This is a genomic window from Rhizobium sp. P1_B8 (assembly GCF_056406515.1).
In genome coordinates, this window is sequence record NZ_JBFTZZ010000020.1 from 96,173 (window position 1) to 116,769 (window position 20,597).

At 61.4% G+C, this 20,597-nt stretch carries 21 protein-coding genes and 2 pseudogenes; 11 read left to right on the forward strand and 12 right to left on the reverse strand.

Features of this window, described 5'->3' with window-relative positions:
* Positions 1–2 precede the first annotated feature (2 nt).
* From AC1D2N_RS23220 to AC1D2N_RS23230, 3 genes are read left to right on the forward strand one after another with little or no spacing between them, the layout of a single operon-like run.
* Positions 3–482: a cupredoxin domain-containing protein gene (locus AC1D2N_RS23220; RefSeq protein WP_130652361.1), complete on the forward strand. Its 480-nt coding sequence runs from the start codon at positions 3–5 to the stop codon at positions 480–482.
* A 23-nt stretch (positions 483–505) separates the two neighbouring features.
* Complete coding sequence (locus tag AC1D2N_RS23225) at positions 506–793, forward strand: copper-binding protein (protein ID WP_130652360.1); 288 nt, start codon at positions 506–508, stop codon at positions 791–793.
* A 55-nt stretch (positions 794–848) separates the two neighbouring features.
* The gene (locus AC1D2N_RS23230) at positions 849–1,313 is read left to right on the forward strand and encodes a DUF411 domain-containing protein (protein ID WP_130652359.1); all 465 of its coding nucleotides are present in this window, start codon (positions 849–851) and stop codon (positions 1,311–1,313) included.
* Positions 1,314–1,346: 33 nt separating this feature from the next.
* On the opposite strand, the gene AC1D2N_RS23235 is transcribed toward AC1D2N_RS23230, so the two are convergent.
* From AC1D2N_RS23235 to AC1D2N_RS23260, 6 genes and pseudogenes are all read right to left on the reverse strand, one after another.
* Complete coding sequence (locus tag AC1D2N_RS23235; RefSeq protein ID WP_130652358.1) at positions 1,347–1,718, reverse strand: hypothetical protein; 372 nt, start codon at positions 1,716–1,718, stop codon at positions 1,347–1,349.
* A gap of 92 nt (positions 1,719–1,810) precedes the next feature.
* Positions 1,811–2,190 (reverse strand): annotated as a pseudogene (locus tag AC1D2N_RS23240) (EF-hand domain-containing protein); the annotation flags it as partial.
* Between the two features lie 69 nt (positions 2,191–2,259).
* Complete coding sequence (locus AC1D2N_RS23245; protein WP_130652357.1) at positions 2,260–2,886, reverse strand: methyltransferase family protein; 627 nt, start codon at positions 2,884–2,886, stop codon at positions 2,260–2,262.
* Positions 2,887–2,976: 90 nt separating this feature from the next.
* On the reverse strand, positions 2,977–3,684 hold the full coding sequence (locus AC1D2N_RS23250; protein WP_115157554.1) for a helix-turn-helix transcriptional regulator: 708 nt from the start codon (positions 3,682–3,684) through the stop codon (positions 2,977–2,979).
* Entirely contained in the window at positions 3,681–4,613 is a 933-nt protein-coding gene (locus AC1D2N_RS23255; protein WP_115157677.1) for an NAD(P)-dependent alcohol dehydrogenase, read from the reverse strand. The genes AC1D2N_RS23250 and AC1D2N_RS23255 overlap by 4 nt, the downstream gene beginning before the upstream one ends.
* A 343-nt stretch (positions 4,614–4,956) precedes the next feature.
* On the reverse strand, positions 4,957–5,697 hold the full coding sequence (locus AC1D2N_RS23260) for an SDR family oxidoreductase (RefSeq protein ID WP_130652356.1): 741 nt from the start codon (positions 5,695–5,697) through the stop codon (positions 4,957–4,959).
* A gap of 454 nt (positions 5,698–6,151) precedes the next feature.
* Between AC1D2N_RS23260 and AC1D2N_RS23265 the strand changes: the two genes are divergently transcribed.
* The 4 genes from AC1D2N_RS23265 (at position 6,152) to AC1D2N_RS23280 (ending at position 9,565) form a co-directional block, all read left to right on the forward strand.
* The gene (locus tag AC1D2N_RS23265; RefSeq protein ID WP_018445399.1) at positions 6,152–6,532 is read left to right on the forward strand and encodes a DUF2255 family protein; all 381 of its coding nucleotides are present in this window, start codon (positions 6,152–6,154) and stop codon (positions 6,530–6,532) included.
* Positions 6,533–6,624: 92 nt separating this feature from the next.
* Positions 6,625–7,608, forward strand: a complete 984-nt coding sequence (locus tag AC1D2N_RS23270; RefSeq protein WP_130652355.1) for an aldo/keto reductase — start codon at positions 6,625–6,627, stop codon at positions 7,606–7,608.
* 135 nt (positions 7,609–7,743) lie between these two features.
* Positions 7,744–8,538 (forward strand): carboxymuconolactone decarboxylase family protein, encoded by a 795-nt coding sequence (locus tag AC1D2N_RS23275; protein WP_130652354.1) that lies wholly within the window; start codon positions 7,744–7,746, stop codon positions 8,536–8,538.
* 133 nt (positions 8,539–8,671) lie between these two features.
* Positions 8,672–9,565: a LysR family transcriptional regulator gene (locus AC1D2N_RS23280; protein WP_130652353.1), complete on the forward strand. Its 894-nt coding sequence runs from the start codon at positions 8,672–8,674 to the stop codon at positions 9,563–9,565.
* Positions 9,566–9,647: 82 nt separating this feature from the next.
* On the opposite strand, the gene AC1D2N_RS23285 is transcribed toward AC1D2N_RS23280, so the two are convergent.
* Entirely contained in the window at positions 9,648–10,553 is a 906-nt protein-coding gene (locus AC1D2N_RS23285; protein ID WP_130652352.1) for a LysR family transcriptional regulator, read from the reverse strand.
* A 210-nt stretch (positions 10,554–10,763) separates the two neighbouring features.
* Between AC1D2N_RS23285 and AC1D2N_RS23290 the strand changes: the two genes are divergently transcribed.
* The 4 genes and pseudogenes from AC1D2N_RS23290 (at position 10,764) to AC1D2N_RS23305 (ending at position 13,475) form a co-directional block, all read left to right on the forward strand.
* On the forward strand, positions 10,764–11,333 hold the full coding sequence (locus AC1D2N_RS23290; protein ID WP_130652351.1) for a flavodoxin family protein: 570 nt from the start codon (positions 10,764–10,766) through the stop codon (positions 11,331–11,333).
* Between the two features lie 29 nt (positions 11,334–11,362).
* A complete protein-coding gene (locus AC1D2N_RS23295) occupies positions 11,363–11,662 on the forward strand; it encodes a YciI family protein (protein ID WP_130652350.1) in 300 nt (99 codons plus the stop codon).
* Positions 11,663–11,798: 136 nt separating this feature from the next.
* Positions 11,799–12,487: pseudogene (locus tag AC1D2N_RS23300) on the forward strand (type 1 glutamine amidotransferase domain-containing protein).
* A gap of 16 nt (positions 12,488–12,503) precedes the next feature.
* Positions 12,504–13,475, forward strand: coding sequence for an amidohydrolase family protein (locus AC1D2N_RS23305; protein WP_130652349.1), 972 nt, complete (start codon positions 12,504–12,506; stop codon positions 13,473–13,475).
* Positions 13,476–13,491: 16 nt separating this feature from the next.
* Here the strand turns inward: AC1D2N_RS23305 and AC1D2N_RS23310 are convergent, their stop codons facing one another.
* The 5 genes from AC1D2N_RS23310 to AC1D2N_RS23330 form a co-directional block, all read right to left on the reverse strand.
* Positions 13,492–14,571 carry an ABC transporter ATP-binding protein gene (locus AC1D2N_RS23310; protein ID WP_130652348.1) on the reverse strand — a complete coding sequence of 360 codons (1,080 nt, stop codon included), beginning with the start codon at positions 14,569–14,571 and terminating at the stop codon, positions 13,492–13,494.
* Between the two features lie 28 nt (positions 14,572–14,599).
* On the reverse strand, positions 14,600–15,649 hold the full coding sequence (locus tag AC1D2N_RS23315; protein ID WP_003539547.1) for a carbohydrate ABC transporter permease: 1,050 nt from the start codon (positions 15,647–15,649) through the stop codon (positions 14,600–14,602).
* On the reverse strand, positions 15,646–16,683 hold the full coding sequence (locus AC1D2N_RS23320; protein WP_018241965.1) for a carbohydrate ABC transporter permease: 1,038 nt from the start codon (positions 16,681–16,683) through the stop codon (positions 15,646–15,648). The genes AC1D2N_RS23315 and AC1D2N_RS23320 overlap by 4 nt, the downstream gene beginning before the upstream one ends.
* A gap of 11 nt (positions 16,684–16,694) precedes the next feature.
* Entirely contained in the window at positions 16,695–17,954 is a 1,260-nt protein-coding gene (locus AC1D2N_RS23325) for an ABC transporter substrate-binding protein (protein WP_130652347.1), read from the reverse strand.
* 65 nt (positions 17,955–18,019) lie between these two features.
* The gene (locus AC1D2N_RS23330) at positions 18,020–20,542 is read right to left on the reverse strand and encodes a hypothetical protein (protein ID WP_477982089.1); all 2,523 of its coding nucleotides are present in this window, start codon (positions 20,540–20,542) and stop codon (positions 18,020–18,022) included.
* Between the last annotated feature and the right edge of the window lie 55 nt (positions 20,543–20,597).

The window sequence follows — 20,597 nt, forward strand, 5'->3', positions numbered from 1 at the left end:
GGATGAAGAATTATCTCATGGCACTGGCCCTCGCAGCACTCGCGTCGCCAGCACTTGCCTCAGGCAACCACGCCGGCGGCCATGGCGAGAAGATGGCCATCGGAGAACCCGGCGACAAGGCAAAGGCGACGCAGACGATCCGCGTCACGATGAAGGAAACCGATGACGGGAAAATGTTGTTCACCCCCGCCGTCTTCAACGTCCGCAAAGGGCAGACGGTCAAGATCGCGATCAAGAACGCCGGAACCGTCGACCACGAATTCGTGCTCGATCAGGAAGACAAGATCCTGGAGCACAAGAAGGTCATGGAGAAGTTCCCGGAAATGGAACATGCCGACGCCAACTCCATCCGTCTTCCGGCCGGCCAATCCGGCGAGATCGTCTGGAAGTTCACCACCGACGGCGAGTTCAAGTTCGCCTGCCTGATCCCCGGCCACTACGAGGCCGGTATGCACGGCGACGTCACCGTCGCTGACAAGTAATCTGCAACAATGGAGCTACAAGCATGAAAACTGCAATGATCAAAATTGGCCTCGCCGCCCTGCTCTGCACCAGCGCAGCCTTCGGCGCACTCGCCGAAGAATTCACTAAGGGTATCGTCAACAAGGTCGACACAAAGGCAAAGAAGGTCACCATCAAGCATGAGGACCTGAAGAACCTCGACATGCCGGCGATGACGATGGTCTTCCGCGTCGAAGACCCGGCTCTGCTCGAGAAACTGAAAGAAGGCGCGAATGTCGAGTTCGTTGCCGAGCGTGTGAATGGCAAGCTGACCGTCACCAATGTAAAATAGCCACCTCCTGCCGCCCGGGTCGATCCGGGCGGCAGGACATCGAGGAGCGCAGACGATGCACGGAAGAAGAAGTTTCATTGCAATGGCGGGCTCTGCCCTGGTGTTCCTGAGCGGAAGGGCTCGTGCCACAGCTCCGGCAAAAATGACCGTCTATAAGGACCCGAATTGCGGTTGTTGCCACGAATGGGCGAAAGCAATGGCAGAGGCAGGTTATTCCGTCGATCTCCACAACACCGACGACCTTGCCGCAGTCAAGGCACGGCTTCGCGTGCCTGCCGAAATGGAAGGGTGCCACAGCGCTGTCGTCGAGGAATACTACCTTGAGGGACATGTTCCGCTCGAGGCTGTGCACCGCCTGCTCCGAGAGCGGCCGCCGGTCCGAGGACTGGCCGTGCCGGGGATGCCGTCTGGCTCACTGGGAATGGGTGTCGATCCGGCCGCGGTCTATGACGTCTATGCGATCCCCTCGGGAACCGGCGCGCCATACGTGTTCATGCAGGTCCGCCCCCGGAAAAGCTGACGCTCGATCGATCAAGCCACGCTGAGCTGCCGCTCAGGAAACCGGAGCGGTGCAGAGCGCCGCCCAGAGATCGTGCTTCCAGTCCGTTCCCGGCCGCGTCGACAGGTCGATCACATAGTCGGCGGAATTGATCCGCACCATGGCGGGCGCAATGCAGCGCACGCTCGCCTGGTGTCTTCCCCCGTCCCGATAGAGCACCGTCCCGTCACCGTCGAATTCCGACAACGTGATGACGACGTCGAAATCAAAGGCGCGATCGCGGGCGGGACCGCCCTCTGCCAGACTGAGGCTGACCGACCGGCTGCCGCCGAACGAAGCGGTGTGGAAAATGGCGAGCTCGGACGCCGCCGCCGCCGTCGATGCGGATTGCGCGCAAAGGATCAGACACAGAAGGACTCGGCGCATTTACCCCTCCCGTGGTCAATGCATTGCGATCCTATCATATCCTCGGCGGCTCCGCGACTATTCGCAGAGCCGAGGCTGGATCCCAGGCCCCGCTACGGCCGCATCAATGCCTGCAATTCGTCGGTCGTGACCTTGCCGTCCTTGTTCGCGTCCACGCCGTCGAATATCCGCTTGTGGATCGCCGTCACCTCCTCGAAGGACAGCGCGCCGTCTCCGTCGGCGTCGGCGACCGCGAACATGATTTTCATCATGTGTCCGCGCATCGACATCATCGGCATACCGTCCATCATGCCGGACGGCATCATCATGCTCCGCCCCATCATTCCGTCGGGCATCATGCCGGATCCGCCGGGGCATGGATCCCTGACCTGGCCCCATCGTCCCGTCGTCAGCGTCGGACGGCTGGCTTGCCTGCGCCGATGTCGCAGGATGATGGGGGGTCGGCGTCGTTTGTCTGCGCGAGCGCGAGACCTGCTCTCGCAGCCTATCAGGACAGGCGCCGCCCGTCCTCGCCGAAGAGGTGCTGTTCACACAGTCACTTTCAAGGAACAATAATAGCCATGGTTAGAAAGCCGCTTTCTCGAAGGTATTCGACCAGTTCGGAAAATGGGATCATGGCGATGGTGAAGAGAGAATCTCTTGATGTCACCAGCAGCGCCCGGTTGGAAATCACCGGAGCCTGCCCCCACTCAAAGTTGGAGAAATTGGGCCAGAACAACGGTGTGCGCCGGGCGTATTCCGCATATGGCTCAGCGAAGAGGTGAGACAAATATACAGCCTCCCGCTTCGCCGTATATCTGAACACAAGATAGGCGAGCAGCGTGAAAATTGCGGTGATAAGCAGACTTCCAAACACCAGGCAGACGCCGCTGATCGTGCAGAGCGAAAAGAGATAAAGAGGGTTGCGCGTGATCGAATAGGGTCCCTGGGTCACAAGCGCGGAATTCTTTCGACCTCCAATATAGATGGTCGCCCAGATTCGTCCGATTATGCCAAAAGCGATCAACAATGTTCCAAACTGAGCGAGCAGTGTGAGAAAAAGGCTTTCAGGTCCGAAGCCCGGATGCGCGATGAGCTGGAAGGTGACAAAGGCAACGGTCAGCACCCAAAAGGCCCAAATTCGCCGCTTCTGCTTGAAGGGGCGGTCGGAGGAAGTCGTATAAGCCATCATTATTTCCGATCTCTATAAAGTCTTCGAAACGCTCTGCAGGCATGCCTGCAGAGCGAGGTTAAATTCGGGGGCCGAGGCAACAATCAGCTATCCGCAATCCCTCTGTTTGCAGGGATGCTTTTCCTGAGCGCGCCACTCCTTGACGAGTTGGCGGCGGTTTCCCGGATAGTGATCGTCCAGGAAACTGACGGTCATGACGTGGTCAGCTTGGAAAATGCGAAAGTCGCCCAGCAATTCGCACCAACCCGCGATAAATCGCTGTGAATCAATGAATCCCAGCATGATTGGCCATATGTTCCTTTCGGACACAGCCCCGCTTTGATCTGCGTGCGTGATGCGGATCTTTCGCTGCTCGCGCATCGCTCGCCTGACCTGCGCCAGATCAAGCACCGATGAACCTTTTTCAGAACGACCAACAAAGAACGTGTTGTCGTCCAAGCCCCGTCGCAGGTCGGGGGGAAGCACACCGCCGATTTTTGCGAGCGCGTTTTGAACAGCGTGCGCCAAAGCATCGTCTGTGTGCCGACTAACCCACTGCGCGCCAGCGACAAGCGCCTGGATCTCTTCTTCCGTGAAAGACAGAGGCGGCAAAAGGAAACCCGGCTGCAGTATGTAGCCGACCCCGGGCTCTCCATCGATATCCGCGCCCATGGCCTGCAGCGTCACGATGTCACGACGGATGGTCCGCAGCGAAACGCCGAGCTCTCGCGCAAGCGTCAAGCCGGGTACCGTTCCGCGGTGACGACGAAGAACTTGCATCAGGTCAAATAATCGATGGCTTCGTGACACGCTCACTCCATCGTGACGAGGGCTTTTCCGGCGAGCTTCCGTCCGGACTCAAGAGCCGTGATGAGTGGAATGGCTTCGCTGAGAGGCACGATCTCGGCGATCGGAAGGCGAAGATTTTCGTCCTTGGCGGCACGAGCGATTCTATCGAGAATCTCGGACCTCGGTGTGCACACCACAACCTTCAGTCTTCGGTTGAACATCGACCGAATGAATTTCCCTGGCGTGGGATTGAGGTCGACGAACCGGCCATTCTGACGCAAGAGCCCAAGCCCCACGGCGTCCGTCATCGTCGCAGCCGTGTCGTAGACCACATCGAAACGCTCGCGAACCGTCGACAAATCAGTTGTCCGATAGTCGAACACGGTTTGAACGCCGAGGGCCCGCGCCCGTTCCGTCGCCACCGCGCTGCAACTGCCCGAGACCTTTGCGCCCAGAATCTGCGCGATCTGCACAGCCGCTTCGCCCACCGCACCGGTACAGCCATTGATGAAGACGTGCTCGCCGGCAGTCAGCTTCGCTTTGTCGACCAGCCCGTTCCAAGCAGTGGCTCCAGGCGTCCCGAGACAAGCCGCCTCCTCAAACGAAACGGTGTCGGGCTTCTTGGCCAAGAAGCTGTCCTTGGTGACGACAGCCTCTCCCAAGGCCCCGCTCTCCTTGAACCGGGCAAGACCGAACACGGCATCGCCGATCTTGAAGCGCGTCACCCCTTCACCGACCGAAATGACGGTCCCGGAAATATCCATCCCCATTGCGCGAGGAAAAGCCCTTCCCGTAACGATCTTCATCCGTCCCGCCCGCAGCTTCCAATCGATAGGATTGATCGCTGCGAACTTGATCTTAACCGCCACTTGTCCTTTACCCGGCGAAGCCAGTTCGAACTCCTCGAGCCGCATCAGATCGGGGCCGCCGTACTGGTGATATTGAATGCGTTTCATAGTGGGCCATTCTTCCTGTTTTGCTGAAGGCACGACTGTGACGGTGGCAGCCGCCGCGAGCCCGGGCAGCGCCATCGGCCCGATGACCAGGCAACCTCCCCTGCCCGCGTTTGATGGGAATGCTTGGGGATCGCATGGACATCCGCGGAGGCAATTTCCGGCGTCGCCGCGAAGTCTGATGACCATGGCTTTCCTGAATTCCGTCACGTCGATGCAGGTTAGACCACCACGGTGCCAAATTCTGGCACCATCGTTAGTGTGACGTCGTCCGCTTGCAGATCTAGCGGCCGAGCGGCGATCTTCGGGAGGGATTGCCGCGACCGGTCACGGCAATCCACACCCATCAGGAGCGGCTGTTCATGCGCTCGAACAGGGCTTCGCCCATCCGGCGCGTGTCGGCGGAGATACCGACGAGGATCTCATCCTTATCCGCTTCAAGCTGCGCCAGCGCATCGGCAGCGAACTCTTCCGAGGAGACCATCATGCGGCTTGCTGTGCCTTCGCTGCGCGTACCACCGCCGAGAGCGGTATCGACGATCGGTGGCGCGACCTCGATCACCCGAATTGCTGTGGATTTCAACTGATGGCGCAGGCTGAGCGTAAAGGAGTGGATCGCGGCCTTCGTGGCGCAATAGACCGGCACATCGGCCATCGGCGAAAAAGCGAGGCCCGAGCTGACGTTGATGATGAACGCATGTTCTTGCTGCCGCAAGGTAGCGAGCAGCTGAGCGATCAGATGGATCGGCGCCGTAAGATTGATCGCCACTTCCTGATCGAGAGTTTCGATCGCCGGATCCGTATTGAAATCGCGCCGATGCTGAACGCCGGCGTTGTTGACGACGACGTTGAGTGCCGGATGCTCCGCCTTCAGCCATTCGACCATAGAATGGCGGCTCTCGCCGTTGGCAAGGTCGCAAATGCGGGTGATCAGCGCAGGCACGTCCTCCTGTGCCTTCCGGAGCGCGCCTTCGCTTCTACCGCAAATGATGACGTGATTGCCCTTTTCGGAAAGGCGCCGCGCGAGCGCAAAACCGATGCCGGTTGCGCCGCCAGTAATGAGAATTGTGTTTCCTGTGAGCTTCAAGGTCGTCCATCCTTCCAACAGTTGAGAAGGTGCGCCGACGATGACGTGGTTATCAGCGGACACACCTTTGCGACCGGCAAGCCGGTCTCGGGTGTCGCGGATACCCTTGGAGGGAGAATTGCCGTCCCTTGAGACGGCGACCGGGCTACCATCCGGTCAGCACTCTTTCGACAGGCCGTTCGTAGCAGAATGCCGATCGAACCGCAATCGATCACCATGTTCCGGTGCGCCGAGTTAGCCCCCCTACTGATGTGAGCGAGGACGGATGTCCGCTTAAGCCACCCTTCCAGCCGAGTGGTTGCTTAGCCCCCTGTGACCGGCCCGCATTGATGATTCACGCTCATAAGTTCATGCGATTTGCTGTGCCTAATCATGGCTGGGGGGCGCCCTATATTCAGAGCATAAGATTGAGAAGCAGTATGACGGCTGCGGCCGACACAAGCGGAGAGCGACGATGAACTGGTCGGATGACGAACTTAGCAAAATCGATCAGGCCGACGATCTGAAAATCGCACCGTTTCGCGAAGATGGCGCCACCTATGGCACCCCGACCTGGATCTGGGAGGTCGTTGTCGATGGCTGGCTCTATGTACGCGGCTACCATGGTCAGAAGTCCAGATGGTATCAGGCGGCGGTCCACCAGAAGGCCGGACGGATCATTGCCGCCGGGATGACGCGCACGGTCGCCTTCGAGCCTGTGGACGGCCCAATCAACGATCGCATCGACGACGCTTACCGCGCCAAATACGGCAAGAGCCAGTATCTCGCGCCGATGGTCAGTGCCCGAGCACGCGCGGCAACCGTCCGGATCACGCCGCGCGAGGAAAATACCTGACGGCGGTCGGATCGCATGAGATCGGCATGCGATCGCCTCAGGGCGCGCGTCGTCGATAGCTCTTCAAATCAACCTGAAAAGAGGAGAAGCAAATGATCAAGCGCACACTCGGCCAGGGCCTGGAGGTCTCCGCTTTGTCGCTGGGCGCCATGGGCTATGGCAAGGCCCGCGAGCTCCCCGACCGAATGGAGATGATCGACCTGCTTCGCACCGCTGTCGAACGCGGCATGGATTTCTTCGACACCGCTGAAGTCTACGGCCCCTGGACGAACGAGGAGATGGTGGGCGAGGCGCTTGCTCCGGTTCGCGCCAAGGTCAAGATCGCCACGAAATTCGGCTGGGACATCGATCAGCAGACGGGCGAGCACCGCGGTGGCGTCAATAGCAAGCCGGCGCAGATCCGCCGCGCCATCGAGGGCAGCCTAAAGCGCCTGCGCACCGACCACATCGACCTCTACTATCAGCACCGGGTCGATCCAGACGTGCCCATGGAAGATGTGGCCGGCACGGTCAGGGAGCTGATCGCCGAGGGCAAGGTGCGGTGGTTCGGTCTGTCCGAGGCCGGTGCCCGATCGATACGCCGTGCGCATGCGGTACAGCCGGTGGCCGCGTTGCAAAGCGAATATTCCTTGTGGACCCGCGAGCCGGAGGCCGAAATCATTCCGACGCTCGAGGAGCTCGGCATCGGGCTCGTGCCTTTCAGCCCTCTCGGCAAGGGATTTTTGACCGGCAAGATCGACCTCAACACCACATTCGACAGTTCCGATATCCGAGCGGGAATCCCCCGCTTCTCCGAGGAAGCGCGTCTTGCCAACCTGAAGCTGGTCGAGCTGACCGGCAAGATCGGCGAGAAGCATGGTGTGACGCCGGCGCAGGTCGCGCTAGCTTGGCTGCTGGCGCAGAAGCGCTGGATTGTTCCGCTGTTCGGCACCCGCAAGCTCGAACGGTTCGAGGAGAATATCGGGGCGCTGAACGTCACCTTGGACAAGGCCGATCTCGATGAGATCGAGCAGACCAACATCGTCATTCAGGGAGCTCGTTATCCCGAAGAAATGCTGCGTCGATCCGGTCTCTAGCGGCACATTCTGCAGCAGCAATACCACAGAACCGTGCTTCGACGCTGACGACGGGCGCATTGCGGCTTTCGTCGTTGCGCCGTTGCAGGCCCATTCCAGGCGATGCCGGAACAACCAAGTTGGAAGGATATCATCATGAAACGAATTTTGGCCGCCACGGCAATCTCGCTCACGATGGGCGAGCCTGTCATGGCCCAGGAAGGAAGTGGAGGCGGAGCCATGCCGGCAAGTGCTTCATCATTGTCGGTCAGCGATATCCAGTCCGTATCGCCGGCTCTTGGCCGATACGCTGAAGAGGACGTGCTCGGAAACCTGTGGCAGCGGCCGCAACTGTCACGTCGCGATCGCAGCATCGTCACGCTCGCCGTTTTGATCGCCCGAAACCAGGCAATCGATCTGAAGCACTACATCGACGTCGCTCTCGATAGCGGGGTGACCTCGACGGAGGTCTCCGAGATCATCACGCATCTGGCTTTCTACTCGGGCTGGTCGAACGCGATGTCGGCAGTCGCGGCGACCAAGGACGTCTTCAAAGATCGGGGCATCACCACAGATCAGCTGCCTGCGGCCTCTCCGCAACTGCTGCCACTCAACGAGGAAGCCGAGCGCCAACGCGCCACCGGCGTCGAAAAGAATGTCGGTCCGATCTCTCCGGGGCTCGTGCAGTTCACAACCGACCCGCTGTTCCTCGATCTCTGGCAGCGGCCGGGCCTTGCACCGCGAGACCGCAGCCTCGTGACGGTCAGCTCGCTGATCGCATCGGGCCAGAGCGCTCAGATCACCTATCACCTCAACCGCGCCATGGATAACGGCCTGACCGCCGACGAAGCCGGCGAGGTCGTTGCCCATACGGCCTTCTACGCCGGCTGGCCGAACGCCTTCTCTGCATCGTCGGTTGTCGGAGAGGTGCTGCGTAGCCGGGCAAAGTGAAGCTCCAGCCTGCAGCGAAAGCACGCCGGTCCGGCGCAAAGGGGTCCGGCGTGCTTGCTGGTCCAGAGTTGATTGTTACCATTTCATAGGCAGGCGTTTATGATGGGCGTCGGTCTATGAGGAGGAATCATCAGTGGAGCGCCAGAATATCAACGACCTGATGGTGTTCTTGGTGGTTGCGAGGGAGCGCAGTTTCACCAAAGCCGCCGCCAAGTTCGGCGTCTCGCAGTCGGCGCTGAGCCATACGCTCCGTCAGCTCGAGCAGCGGCTGGGGGTGCGGCTGCTGACAAGGACGACGCGCAGCGTCTCACCCACCGAGGCCGGCGAACGGATGCTGCAGAGCATCGGTCCGCTTTTCGACGAGATCGGATCTGCGCTCGATGGGCTCAACATTCTTCGGGACCAGCCGGCCGGAACCGTCCGCTTGACCGCCGGCGACTATCAGATCCAGTGCTACATATGGCCGAAGCTTCGAACCTTTCTCCAACAATATCCCGACATCAGGCTCGAACTGGACGTGAACTACGGTCTGCAGGACATCGTCAGTGAAGGCTATGATGCCGGCGTGCGCTTCGGCGAACAGATTGCCAAGGACATGATCTCGGTGAGGATCGGGCCGGATGTCCGTTTCGCCGTCGTCGCCGCAGAATCCTATTTTGCCTCACGCGATATTCCAAGACATCCGAAGGACCTGATGCAGCACAGGTGCATCAATCTGCGCCTGCCCACCTATGGCGGTCTTTATGCCTGGGAGTTCGAAGAGAACGGCCGCGAGATCAAGGTTCGGGTGGACGGGCAGCTCGTCTTCAACACGATCTACAACGTTCTTGAGGCGGCTCTCGGCGGCTTCGGCTTCGCCTATGTCCCGGAAGATATCGCCAAGCTCCATCTCGGAACCGGTCGCCTCCAGCGGTTTCTGGAGGATTTTTCTCCCTATTGGGAGGGCTTCCATCTCTACTACCCAAGCCGACGCCAGTCTTCGCCCGCCTTTTCTCTTCTCGTGAACGCGTTGCGTTATTCAACGTGAGCGGCTGCGACGACACCGTGGAGAGCCACTTTAGGCACCGTTGCGCGGCTCCTGCGGGAAATGAAGCGCAAAGGGATCCGCTTCAGACAACGAAACGCTTCGGCAATTCGGTGGCGAGCGCATCGATCGCCAGTCGCGACCGCAACGGCAGATACTGCGTGGTTGGCCAGACGGCGTAGCATTCCATCGCCGCCCTCGGTCGATCGGTCCAGAGTTCGATCAGTTCGCCCGCCTGCACGCGGTCATGGATCAGCCAGTAGGGAAGCCAAGCCAGGCCCATGCCATCGACGGCGGCATCGGCGATCACTTCGAGATCGTCAAAGCGCAGTCTTGAAGTGACCGACAGGTCGATGAGAGCACCGGTCGCATCGGGAAGCTGCCAGGTCAGGCCATAATCGTTGCGCCAGTATACGAGGGTATCATGTTCTGACAGATCCGCCAGAGAACTCGGCTCCCCTCGTGCGGCAAGATAGGCTGGAGAGGCACATAGTGCCTTGCGTGGGCTGACCAGTCGCCGGGCGTGGAGCGCGGTTCCGTTGCCAAGGGCGCCGTTGCGCACCGCCAAATCGAAGCCGTCGGCAATCAGATCGATCTGGCGGTCACTGAAACTGAGTTCGAGCTCGAGCTTCTCGTGCTGGCGCGCATAGGCACGCAAGATGGGTGCGGCGCAGTAGCGGCCAAACAAGACGGGCAGCGACACGCGCAACCTGCCGACGACCTCGCGCTGACCCGATTCCAGAAGAGACTCGCCCGCGCGCAATTCCTCGATGGCACGCACACAGCGCTCGTAATATTGCTGACCATCCTCGGTCAGGCACTGCGTCCGCGTGGTCCTGTGAAACAACCGGACGCCCAGGCGCTCTTCGAGACGCGCGATGGCCTTACCGACCGCGGAGCGCGTCAACGACAATCGCTCGGCGGCTTTGGCAAAGCCGCCCGTCTCGACTGCCTCGACAAAGACTTGCACTCCATCAAACCTGTCTCGCACCAAGCGGATCCTCGCGAAGAGCGGCCCATCGATTGGAGAACCCCAGGAACCAAAGAAGAGAAAAACGATTTCTAATCGTCAACTGCATTCTACGATATAAGGCCGGCCAAGCAAACGGTATTTCATGGCAACCGCGACCTAAGCAAGCCGGACATATGGCAAAACATTGCCCGCCGTTCGCGCGCCATCTCATCAACGGAAGGACGGCAATTGCTGGTATCCATCGTCTATGACAGCGGCTACGGCCATACCGCGCGTGTCGCCGAGGCGGTTGCCGAAGGCGTACGGGAAGTGGAAGGAATCGGGGCGAAACTGGTCGCCGTCGCGGATGGCGCGATGGACTGGAACGCGCTGGAACGGAGCGACGCCATTATCTTCGGGTCGCCGACCTATAACGGCCTCATCAGCGCCAAGCTCAAGCAGTTTTTCGAGGACTCCACCAAAGCGGCCTGGTCGGAACTGAAGTGGCGCAACAAGATCGCTGCCGGTTTCACCAACTCCGGAGCCCAGCACGGCGACAAGCTGAACTCGCTCGTATCGATGGCGCTGTTTGCCGCGCAACACGGCATGATCTGGGTCGGTCTCGATCTGATGCCGGGCAACAGCAGCAGCACAGGCAGCACAGACGACCTCAACCGGCTCGGGAGCTGGCTTGGCGTCATGACCCAATCGAACATTGATCAGGCGCCGGATGTCACGCCTGCCGGAAGCGACCTTAAGACCGCGGGCTATCTCGGTCATCGCGTCGCCGAGACCGTGCGCCGGTTTCAACCCGCCTGATCCATCTTTTCCAACCAAGGAATCCTGCCATGAAACTGCTTTGCCTCGATATTCCCCAACCCGGCGCCAGTCTGGAAAAGTACCAGCCGCATATGTCGGATGAAGCCCGACACGCCTGGCAGATGTACAAGGGCGGCATCATCCGCGACATCTACTTCCGCCAGGATCGTCCGGGTGTCGCCATCATCGCCGAATGCGAATCGGTCGAAGCCGCCAAGCAGGCCTTGAGCGAATTCCCGCTCGCCAAGGCCGGGCTCATCGACTGGGAGGTCATCCCGCTCGGTCCTTTCCTCAACTGGGAAGCGCTGTTTGCGCCCGCCAACGCCTGAGATTTACGCCTGCGATACAACGGAACACATTGGGCCTGCCGCGAATTCGGCGGGCGCAGCAGAGCCTACGAGCGCATGTTGAAGAGCGACCTTCGTGATCGACATTGCCTCGCTCAACTCGTGAGGAGCCAAGACAATGGCAAATAACATCAAGCCCATCCTTTGCGTCGTGACCAGCCATCCGATCAGAGGCGATACCGGCGAGCCGACTGGCTTTGCGATGGTCGAACTCACGCATCCGCTCGAGGTTTTCCGCGCGGCCGGCATCCCGACCGAGATCGCCTCGATCCGGGGCGGCCATCCGCCGATCGACTTCTTCGACCTCACCGACCCGGTCAACGCCCGATTCTGGAAGAACCGCGAATTCCGCGATGCGCTCTCCCACTCGCTCATCCTCGACGAACTCGATCCCTCCCGCTACTCCGCAGTCTTCTTCGCCGGCGGCCACGGCACGATGTGGGATTTTGCCGACAGCCCGGCTGTGCAACACGTCATCCGCGATATCTACGAAACCGGCGGCATCGTCTCGGCGGTCTGCCACGGCCCCGCTGCATTGGTGAACGCAACCCTCTCGGACGGCAGCCATTTGGTCGCGGGCAAGAAGCTCGCCGCCTTCACGGACGAGGAAGAGGCGGAGGTCAAGTACACCGAGGTCGTGCCTTATCTGCTGGCAACGACCTCAAGGAGCGAGGCGCGCTGCATGACCCGGCGCCAAACTGGACGGAGAAGGTGGTGGTCGATGGCCGTCTGATCACAGGCCAGAACCCGGCGTCTGCACACGGCGTCGGCCAGGCGATCGTCGATCAACTCACCCGGAAGTCCTGACCGAGGGAATTCACCAATGAAGATCATCGCAATCGAAGAGCATGTCCTGCCCGATGAGGTGAAGCATGGGTGGAACACGATACCCGGCGCCGACGACGGGACGCTTGGGCTCAATCCGGGTCTGCTCGGCGAAAGGCTGGCGGATCTTGGAGAGCAGCGGTTGGCTCTGATGGACGAGACCGGCGTCGATGTGCAGGTTCTCTCCTTGACGACCCCGGGTCTCAACAATCTCGGCCATCACGGCGTCGATCTCGCTCGTCGCGCCAACGACATTCTGGCCCAGGCTGTTTCGGCTCACCCCTCCCGCTTCCAGGCGATGGCGGCTCTCTCCTTTGCGCAGCCGGACGAGGCGGCGCGAGAGCTGCGGCGAGCCGTCGAGGAACTCGGCTGCAAAGGTGCCGTTCTGTTCGGCCGGGTCGGCGACAAGAATCTCGATCATATGATCTTCGAGCCGACATTCGCCAGCGCAGCGGAGCTCAATGTCCCACTTCTGATTCACCCGCAGATCCCGCAGACGAGCATTCGCGACACCTATTATGCGGGCTTCGGCGCTCCCATCGATCTCGCCCTGTCCACATTTGCCCTCGGATGGCATTTCGAGGCAGGCATCCAGTTCGTGCGTCTGATCCTGGGCGGCGTCTTTGACCGTCACCCGAACCTCCAGGTCATCCTCGGGCACTGGGGTGAGCTGGTGCTGTTTTATCTCGAGCGGCTCGTCATGCTGGATCGGGTGTCCAAACTCCAGCGGCCATTCCTCGACTATGTCCGCAACAATCTCTATCTGACGGCCAGCGGCATGTTCAGCCCCGCCTATTTGCGGCAGGCGATCGATGCCGTCGGCGTGGACCGCGTCCTGTTCTCGACAGACTACCCATACCAGTATCGCCCCGGAGGCGATGCGCGGCGATTTGTCGAAGATCTGGAGCTCGATGCGGCCAAAAAGGCAAAGTTCGCGCATGCGAATTGGGAGCGCCTGACTGGAAGCTGACGAGCGGTTCAGCCCATCAGGACAGACGCCGGCCGTCCTCGCCGAAAAGGTGCAGCACATCGGGATCGAGATGCAGCGGCAGGCTGTCGCCTGACCTCATCCGCTGCTGGCCGGCAAAGACCGCAATCAGTTTCTTCCCGCCTGCGTCGGCGTGGACGACGGTCTCCGAGCCCAGTTCCTCGACAAGGGTGACGCGGGTGTCCAGTCTGCTCGCTGAGGCCGCATCGGCAAGGGTGATGTGCTGCGGGCGGATGCCGATGCTGACCCTTTCGCCCGTCGGGCGTGCCTCCTTGGCAATCACCGAGAGACGATGGCCACCAACGGTTTCGACCTCAGCGAAACCGCCCTGGTGACCGACAATCGCACCTTCGAGGAAATTCATGTGCGGCGCACCGATGAAGCCGGCGACGAAACGGTTGGCCGGGTTGTTATAGAGTTCCAGCGGCGTTCCCACCTGCTCGATCCTGCCGCCTCTCAGCACGACGATGCGGTCGGCCAGCGTCATCGCCTCGACCTGGTCGTGGGTGACGTAGATCATCGTCGCCTTCAGGCGGGCGTGAAGGGCCGCCAGTTCGGCCCGCATGCTGACCCTGAGTTCGGCGTCGAGATTGGACAGCGGCTCGTCGAGCAGGAAGGCATCCGGCCGCCGCACGATGGCGCGGCCGATGGCCACGCGCTGGCGCTGGCCGCCGGAGAGCTGGCCCGGACGGCGCTGCAGGAAGGGCTCGATCTCCAACATGCGGGCGGCGTCCGTGATACGCGCTTCGATCTCGGCTTTCGCCACCTTGGTGTTCTCCAGACCGAAGGCGAGGTTTTCCCTGACACTCATATGCGGATAGAGCGCATAGGACTGGAAGACCATGGCCAGGCCGCGATCGGCGGCGCTGATAGCGGTGACATCCTTGCCGTCGATGGCGATGCTGCCGCCGGTGGGCTTATCGAGGCCGGCGATGAGGCGCAGCAGCGTCGATTTCCCGCAGCCGGAAGGGCCGACGAAAGCGACGAACTCGCCGTCATTGACATGCAGCGAGACATCGCGAATGACCTCGACGGCGCCGAAATTCTTGACGATGTTCCTGAGCTCGAGCCCGCTCATGCACTCTCCTGTTCAAATTATAGCTGGCCTATTTGAGCCCCGAGCCGGCGATGCCCGTCGTAATGAAGCGCTGCAGGAAGACGAAGATCAGCACGACCGGGATCATCGAGACGACGGTCATGGCGAGGATGTAGTGCCATTGCACATTGAGTTCGCCGGCATAGACGTTGAGGCCGACCTGCAGCGTATAGAGTTCCTTGCGCGAGAGCACGATCAACGGCCAGAGGAAGTCGTTCCAGCGCCAGACGACCGAGAAGATCGCCAGCACCGCCAGTGCCGGCGCCGACAGCGGCAGGATGATGCGCCAGTAGATCTGCCATTCGCTGGCCTTGTCCATGCGCGCGGCGTCGAGCAATTCGTCGGGGATCGTCAGCATGTATTGCCTGAGCAGGAAGACGCCCGTCGGGGTGGCGACCGTCGGCAGGATGACGCCCCAGAGGCTGTCGAAGAGGTTCAGCGTGCCGATGACCGAATAGAGCGGCACGACGATGACCGAAAGCGGCACCATCAGTGTTGCCAGGATCATCAGCATGACGGCGGTGCGGCCGGGGAACTGGTATTTCGACAGCGCGAAAGCGGCCATGGAATTGACGAGCAGCGTAATGGCCGTCGCGACGACGGTGACGAAGACGGAGTTGCGCAGAAACAGAAAGAAATCGAAGCGCTGGAAAGGTTCGGTGTAGTTGCCGCCGGCGAATTCGACCTGGCGCACCGGTGTGCGGTCCTTGATATTCGCCTTGACGATTTCGCCCGGCTGTTTCGGATCGACCATCTGGCCGATGATGCCGATGCGGCGCACTTCGGCGAGCACACGCGTGCTGCCATCCGGCATTGCGACATTATAGAGCGGCAACGGCTTGTCGTAGCCCGGCACCACTGCCTGTTCGGTGACATAGGGCAGGAAGGAAGGCGGGAACTCGGCAAGGGCCGCCGGCGTCTTGAACGAGGAGAAGACCAGCCAGACGGCCGGGCCGAACATCAGGAAGACGCCTGAGATCAGCCAGATCCAGGTGACGACATCCGTCCAGTGCCAGCCTCGGCCGCGGCGGCGGAGCAGAAAAGCAGAAACAGCGCTCATTGTCGCGCTCCCTTCTTCTCGTTGCGGCTACTGACGCCGAGCTGGACAAGCGTCAGGATGACGAGCACGAAACCCATCAGGATCGAGGCAGCGGAAGCCAGCCCCGGATTGCGCAGCGAACTCGCAAAGCCGGTCTCATAGATATACTGGGTGATGTACATGGTGCTGGTGCCCGGCCCGCCGCCGGTCAAAACGAAGACCTCGTCGAAGATCTGCACGGCGCGGATCAGCGCCAAGACCAGCACGACGATGAGGTTCGGCATCAGAAGCGGCAGGGTGATGCGCCGGAAGATGCGGGTCGGACGGGCGCTGTCCATCGCCGCCGCCTCGTAGAGATCCCGCGGGATCGCCTGCAGGCCGGCGAGCAGGATCAGCGCATAAAAGCCCATATGCGCCCAGACCGAGACGAAGACGGCGAAGAAGAAGGCCCAGAAACGATCGCTGAGCCAGGAAAACGGCTCGAAGCCGAAGGGGCTTAGCGCATAGTTCAAAAGGCCCTCGCGCTGCAGGATCCATTTCCAGATCAGGCCAACGACGACTGGCGACAGCAGCACCGGGAAGAAGAAGACGGCGCGCCAGAAGCCGCGATTGGAAAGCTCGCGGTTGAGGATCAGCGCCGTTGCGAGCGCCGCGACCAGCATCACGGTCACCTGAAAGACGACGAAGACGGCGGTGTTGCGCACGGCCGCCCAGAAGGTGTCGGCCGCGCAGGTCGAAGGGTCGAGATAGCTGCCGCAATCGAAGAGGATGCGGTACTGGTCGGCGCCGACATAGGTCCTGTTCTGCAGGAAGATAGCGCTGCCGCTCGTCGTCGAATAGATGAAGTTGATGACCAGCGGCAGCAGCACGAAGACGGTGAAGATCAGCATATTGGGCGCCAGGAAGACACCGGCCATGCCGTTCAGCCCGGTCAGTTTCTGCCAGCCGCGCATGGGAATATCGACGAGCCCCATGGCAAGCCGGACAGGCGCAAGGAGCGCCTGCCGCAGACCAGTTTTGACAGGTGGTTCAGAAGAAACCGTCTTCGCCGTCATCTGTTCTTCCGTCAGTTGCCGGCGACCTTGGCCTTGATGTCCTCGTCGATGCGGGCATAGGCGTCGTCGAGCTTCATTTCGCCGGCGATAACCTGGCTGATGCGGGCGACGATGGCGCTGTAATAGGCGTCCGACCACTTCCAGCCCGGCAGCTTCATGGCGGGTGCCGCCGTCTGGCCGGCCGCTTCGACGAAGGCCTTCAGCGCCGCCTGCACATGCGGATTGTCGGTCTTGAAGTCCATCTGGCCGGCGGCAACACCCTTATGCGCCGGAATGAACAGGCTGCGTTCGGCAAATTCCTTCTGCACGTCGGCACCTGCCAGGTAGTCCATCACCTTGGCGACGTCCTTCGGGTTCTTGGTGTATTTGACGGCAACCAGACCGGCGCCACCCTGCATGCCGGAGCATGCGACCGAACCGCAGGGGCTGCCCGCCATCACCCAGTCGAAATTGTCGCCAATCTTCTGGGCGAAACCCGAAACCTGCCAACTGCCCGAATAAAGATAGGCAAGGCCGCCATTGATGAAGTCCTCGGCGGCGGAGCGGTAGGTGGTGCCGGCAGCACTGACCCAGACATCCTTGTTGATGGTGCCGTCCTCGTTCCACTTGACGAAGCGGCTGAGGAAGTCCTTGGCGCCCTGATCGATCGGCGCCGGCTTGCCGTCGGCGGCGATATAGTTGGCGCCGTAGGAGATGTTCGGGCCGGAGACGCGATGGCCGGAGCGGTCGATCGCCATGGCGAAGACCTTCTGGCTGTCGGCGACCTTCTTGGCGGCCGCCGCCCAGTCGTCCCAGGTGGCTTTCGGGCCGGGGATCTCGACGCCAGCCTGCTCGAACAGCGTCTTGTTGACGAAGCCGCCGGTCAGCGTCAGCTGCGTCATAAAGCCGGTGATGGCATTCGAGCCGTCCGGACGCATCCAGTCGGCCTGGGCGCCGAAATTGTCGTCCCAGTATTTCGCGTCGGTGAGATAGGGCCGAAGATCGAGCCAATGCTGCGCCGGCGCCTTCAGATTGGTGAGGCGGGCGATATCCGGCCCCTGCCCGGCTTCGAGCTGCACCGGCAGCTGTTCCTTGACGACGTCGTAGGAGACCTCGTCGAGGATGACGTTGACGTCGGGATTGGCCTTGGAGAAGCGCGAGAGCAGGTCCTTGATTACCTCGCCTTCGCCGCCGTCAGAATACCACATGATGCGCACGTCACCGGCATGGGCGGCAACGGAACTCAAGAGAATTGCTGCAAAAGCCGCGCCAATCGATTTCATTCTGGTCATATTCTCCTCCACTTGACCGATCAATTCCTGCGCCCGGCCGGTCCTCCACCTGCCGGACACGTCGTCTACGAGGCCGCGCGCCGAGGCTGCCTGTCCGGTATCTTCAGATGTACCGCGTCTCCCCGCACCGACCAGTCCGTCGGGCGAAGAATACGGCCTTCGGCGCGCACGGTGCCGTCTTCTTCGAAGACGACCCGGCCATAATCCGGATCGATAACGATTAATGCACCCTCGTCGTCTCGCCGCGCCGAGRGCGCGGTGAAACGCGCCTGCATGCCGTCAAGGCCACCCTCGCGCCCGACATCGGAGAGACGGACGATCCAGCGGCCCTTGCGGCCAGCCAGCCGCAACTCGATATCCGTCGTCGGCCCTTGCTTTACCGGCTCCAGTGCGCCGTTGCCGATCAGCATCGCAATCCCGTTGCCGGAGCGGGCGAGCGCCAGACTACCGTCGACCACCGTGTCGTCGAAGGCCTCGAGCGGGAACCAGGCATGGGTGAAATCCGGCTGGCCCTCATGGATCTCGAAATCGAGGATTGCCAGATCGCGATACTGATGGACGCGCGGCAGCGTTCCGCAGCCACCCCAGAAGCTCGGCCGGCCATAGCCGAACTGGATGGTTTCGCCGGGATGGTTGATCCAGATCTGCGCTTCCGGCCGATCGCCCAAGCGCAGATGCAGCACCGTCTCCTGGTAGCCCCAGGCGCCGGGACGATAATGGGCGATGGTGCCGAGCGCGGTGTCGCGGGTCTTATAGTGGTAGAGCGCGGCAAAACGGTTCTCGCCCTGGGAAAAGGTCCATTCCTGCGCGTCGTCGGACTGGTGCGCCGCAATCGCCGCAAGCGCTTCTGGAAAACGCAGGCCATGATCGCGAATGCAGACGGCAAGCTGCGGCAAAGAGTGGACACGCCGGCCGTACCAGCCGCGGCCCCAGAGCAGCCGGGCAATGGCGGAGAGTTCGACCGAGCGGCCGGGGCGCAGCGTATGTTCGTAGGAGCGGCCCTGGCTGCCGGTCAGCATGCCGTGATGGGCCGAGCGGGCAACGATCTCCATCAGGCGGATGATGCTGGCACTGGCCCGCGCGCGGATCGTCTCATCCGGCGCACAGGCAGCCAGCGCCGTCAGGCCCTTGAGGTCGATCGGGAAATAGGGAACGGAGTTCCACTCGGCCATTTCCCAGCGCTCGAAATGATCGAGCCAGGCGCGAACACGCTGTTCGCCGACCTTCATCTGCTCGGCGCCGGTGCGGCCGGAACGGACGAAGAGGGCATCGGGGAAAAGCCTGCCGCCGAGATAGGCGGCGGTATGGAAGAGAAGCGCGTGGTTTTCCGAAAAATACCACTGAACGTCGTTGCCCGGTTCGTCCATCCAATAGCGGTAATTGAGGACGGCGTGCTCGATCCTGTCGCGCAGCTCCGGTGACAGGAGATCGCTCCAGCGCGTATAGGCAAAGAGCAGCGGCACCAGCACGAAATCGGCGCAGTCGTGGCAATCCTCGATGACCGGCAGCATGGCCGAGATCATCGCCTCGGTTTGTTCGCCGCCCTGCCCCAGCGCCAGGCGCGCGAAAGCGCAGACCGTATCGGGCTCGGAATGGGCGGCGACCTCGGCCAGCGCCTCGGCGACGCGGTCCTCCAGAGCGGCGGGCGCTTCCCCCTGGCGTTGAGGATGACAGATCTCGACGCCGAGCGTGCGACCGAGCGAGAGCTCGCCTGTTTCGAAGGTGATGCGGAAATGGCGGAAATCGGCGGGCATATCAGCCGAGGTTCCGAGTTCCAGCTTGGTTGCTCCCGCTTCCAGCCCGAAATCATAGTCGAAGCGCTCGATCGACATGAAGTCGCCTTCGATCTCGACATGGCAGCTCAGCGCCACCGGCAGCGGCACGGGGAAGAGGATCGTGACATCTTCGCCGAGATAGGCGGTGCGGTCGAAGCGCATGCCCTCGAGGATGACCTCCAGCGCATCCGCGTCGCCGGCGGCGATGGGAACGGGCACGGCGGCTTCAACTTCCGGTCCTTCGACATAATCCAGCTGGAAATAGAAACGCGCGTCGCGCTCGGCGAGATCGTCGAAATAGACGCGGATCTCGTTGGGGCCGGCCGCCAGTTCGACCTCGAAGAGTTGCTCGGCTTCGAGATTGCGCTGGTACGGCGCCATGAAGCCCTGCTCGCGGCCATTGACGAAGAGGATCGCGCCGCCGCAGGTCGACAGGCGAAGCGTCGCGGGTCCCACTGAGCGGGCATCGAGGAAGGTGCGCGCCCAGCAGCCGATGCGCGTCGGGCGAAACCAGAAGCCGGAGAGATCGACACGCGGGGAGGCAAAGGGAAGCCACCACCGGACAGCGTCGAACTCGGCAGCCGGCTGCGGCCGCCGGCCGGAGAAGGATTTCTTGAATTGGGTGCGGCAGGGATATTCATGCGGGATGAAATTCTTCGTCTTGGTGACGAAGAAAAACGGATCCATGTTGCCGTCCATCGGACGGTCGGCGACGTCATAGCGCTCCTGCCACAGGTTGGCGAGCTGCCAGTAGACGATCGGGCTATCCTTCGCCGTTGCGCGGCGGAGATGGGATTGCTGCTCAGTGGTCATATTTCAGCCCGCTCAAGCCTTGTGACGCCGGGTAAAACCCTGGCGCATGGACTGG

Coding starts and splice junctions, on each gene's coding strand:
- AC1D2N_RS23220 (WP_130652361.1), top strand. CDS start 3: ATGAAGAATTATCTCATGGCACTGGCCCTCGCAGCACTCGCGTCGCCA.
- AC1D2N_RS23225 (WP_130652360.1), top strand. CDS start 506: ATGAAAACTGCAATGATCAAAATTGGCCTCGCCGCCCTGCTCTGCACC.
- AC1D2N_RS23230 (WP_130652359.1), top strand. CDS start 849: ATGCACGGAAGAAGAAGTTTCATTGCAATGGCGGGCTCTGCCCTGGTG.
- AC1D2N_RS23235 (WP_130652358.1), bottom strand. CDS start 1,718: ATGCGCCGAGTCCTTCTGTGTCTGATCCTTTGCGCGCAATCCGCATCG.
- AC1D2N_RS23245 (WP_130652357.1), bottom strand. CDS start 2,886: ATGGCTTATACGACTTCCTCCGACCGCCCCTTCAAGCAGAAGCGGCGA.
- AC1D2N_RS23255 (WP_115157677.1), bottom strand. CDS start 4,613: ATGAAACGCATTCAATATCACCAGTACGGCGGCCCCGATCTGATGCGG.
- AC1D2N_RS23265 (WP_018445399.1), top strand. CDS start 6,152: ATGAACTGGTCGGATGACGAACTTAGCAAAATCGATCAGGCCGACGAT.
- AC1D2N_RS23270 (WP_130652355.1), top strand. CDS start 6,625: ATGATCAAGCGCACACTCGGCCAGGGCCTGGAGGTCTCCGCTTTGTCG.
- AC1D2N_RS23275 (WP_130652354.1), top strand. CDS start 7,744: ATGAAACGAATTTTGGCCGCCACGGCAATCTCGCTCACGATGGGCGAG.
- AC1D2N_RS23295 (WP_130652350.1), top strand. CDS start 11,363: ATGAAACTGCTTTGCCTCGATATTCCCCAACCCGGCGCCAGTCTGGAA.
- AC1D2N_RS23305 (WP_130652349.1), top strand. CDS start 12,504: ATGAAGATCATCGCAATCGAAGAGCATGTCCTGCCCGATGAGGTGAAG.
- AC1D2N_RS23310 (WP_130652348.1), bottom strand. CDS start 14,571: ATGAGCGGGCTCGAGCTCAGGAACATCGTCAAGAATTTCGGCGCCGTC.
- AC1D2N_RS23315 (WP_003539547.1), bottom strand. CDS start 15,649: ATGAGCGCTGTTTCTGCTTTTCTGCTCCGCCGCCGCGGCCGAGGCTGG.
- AC1D2N_RS23320 (WP_018241965.1), bottom strand. CDS start 16,683: ATGACGGCGAAGACGGTTTCTTCTGAACCACCTGTCAAAACTGGTCTG.
- AC1D2N_RS23325 (WP_130652347.1), bottom strand. CDS start 17,954: ATGACCAGAATGAAATCGATTGGCGCGGCTTTTGCAGCAATTCTCTTG.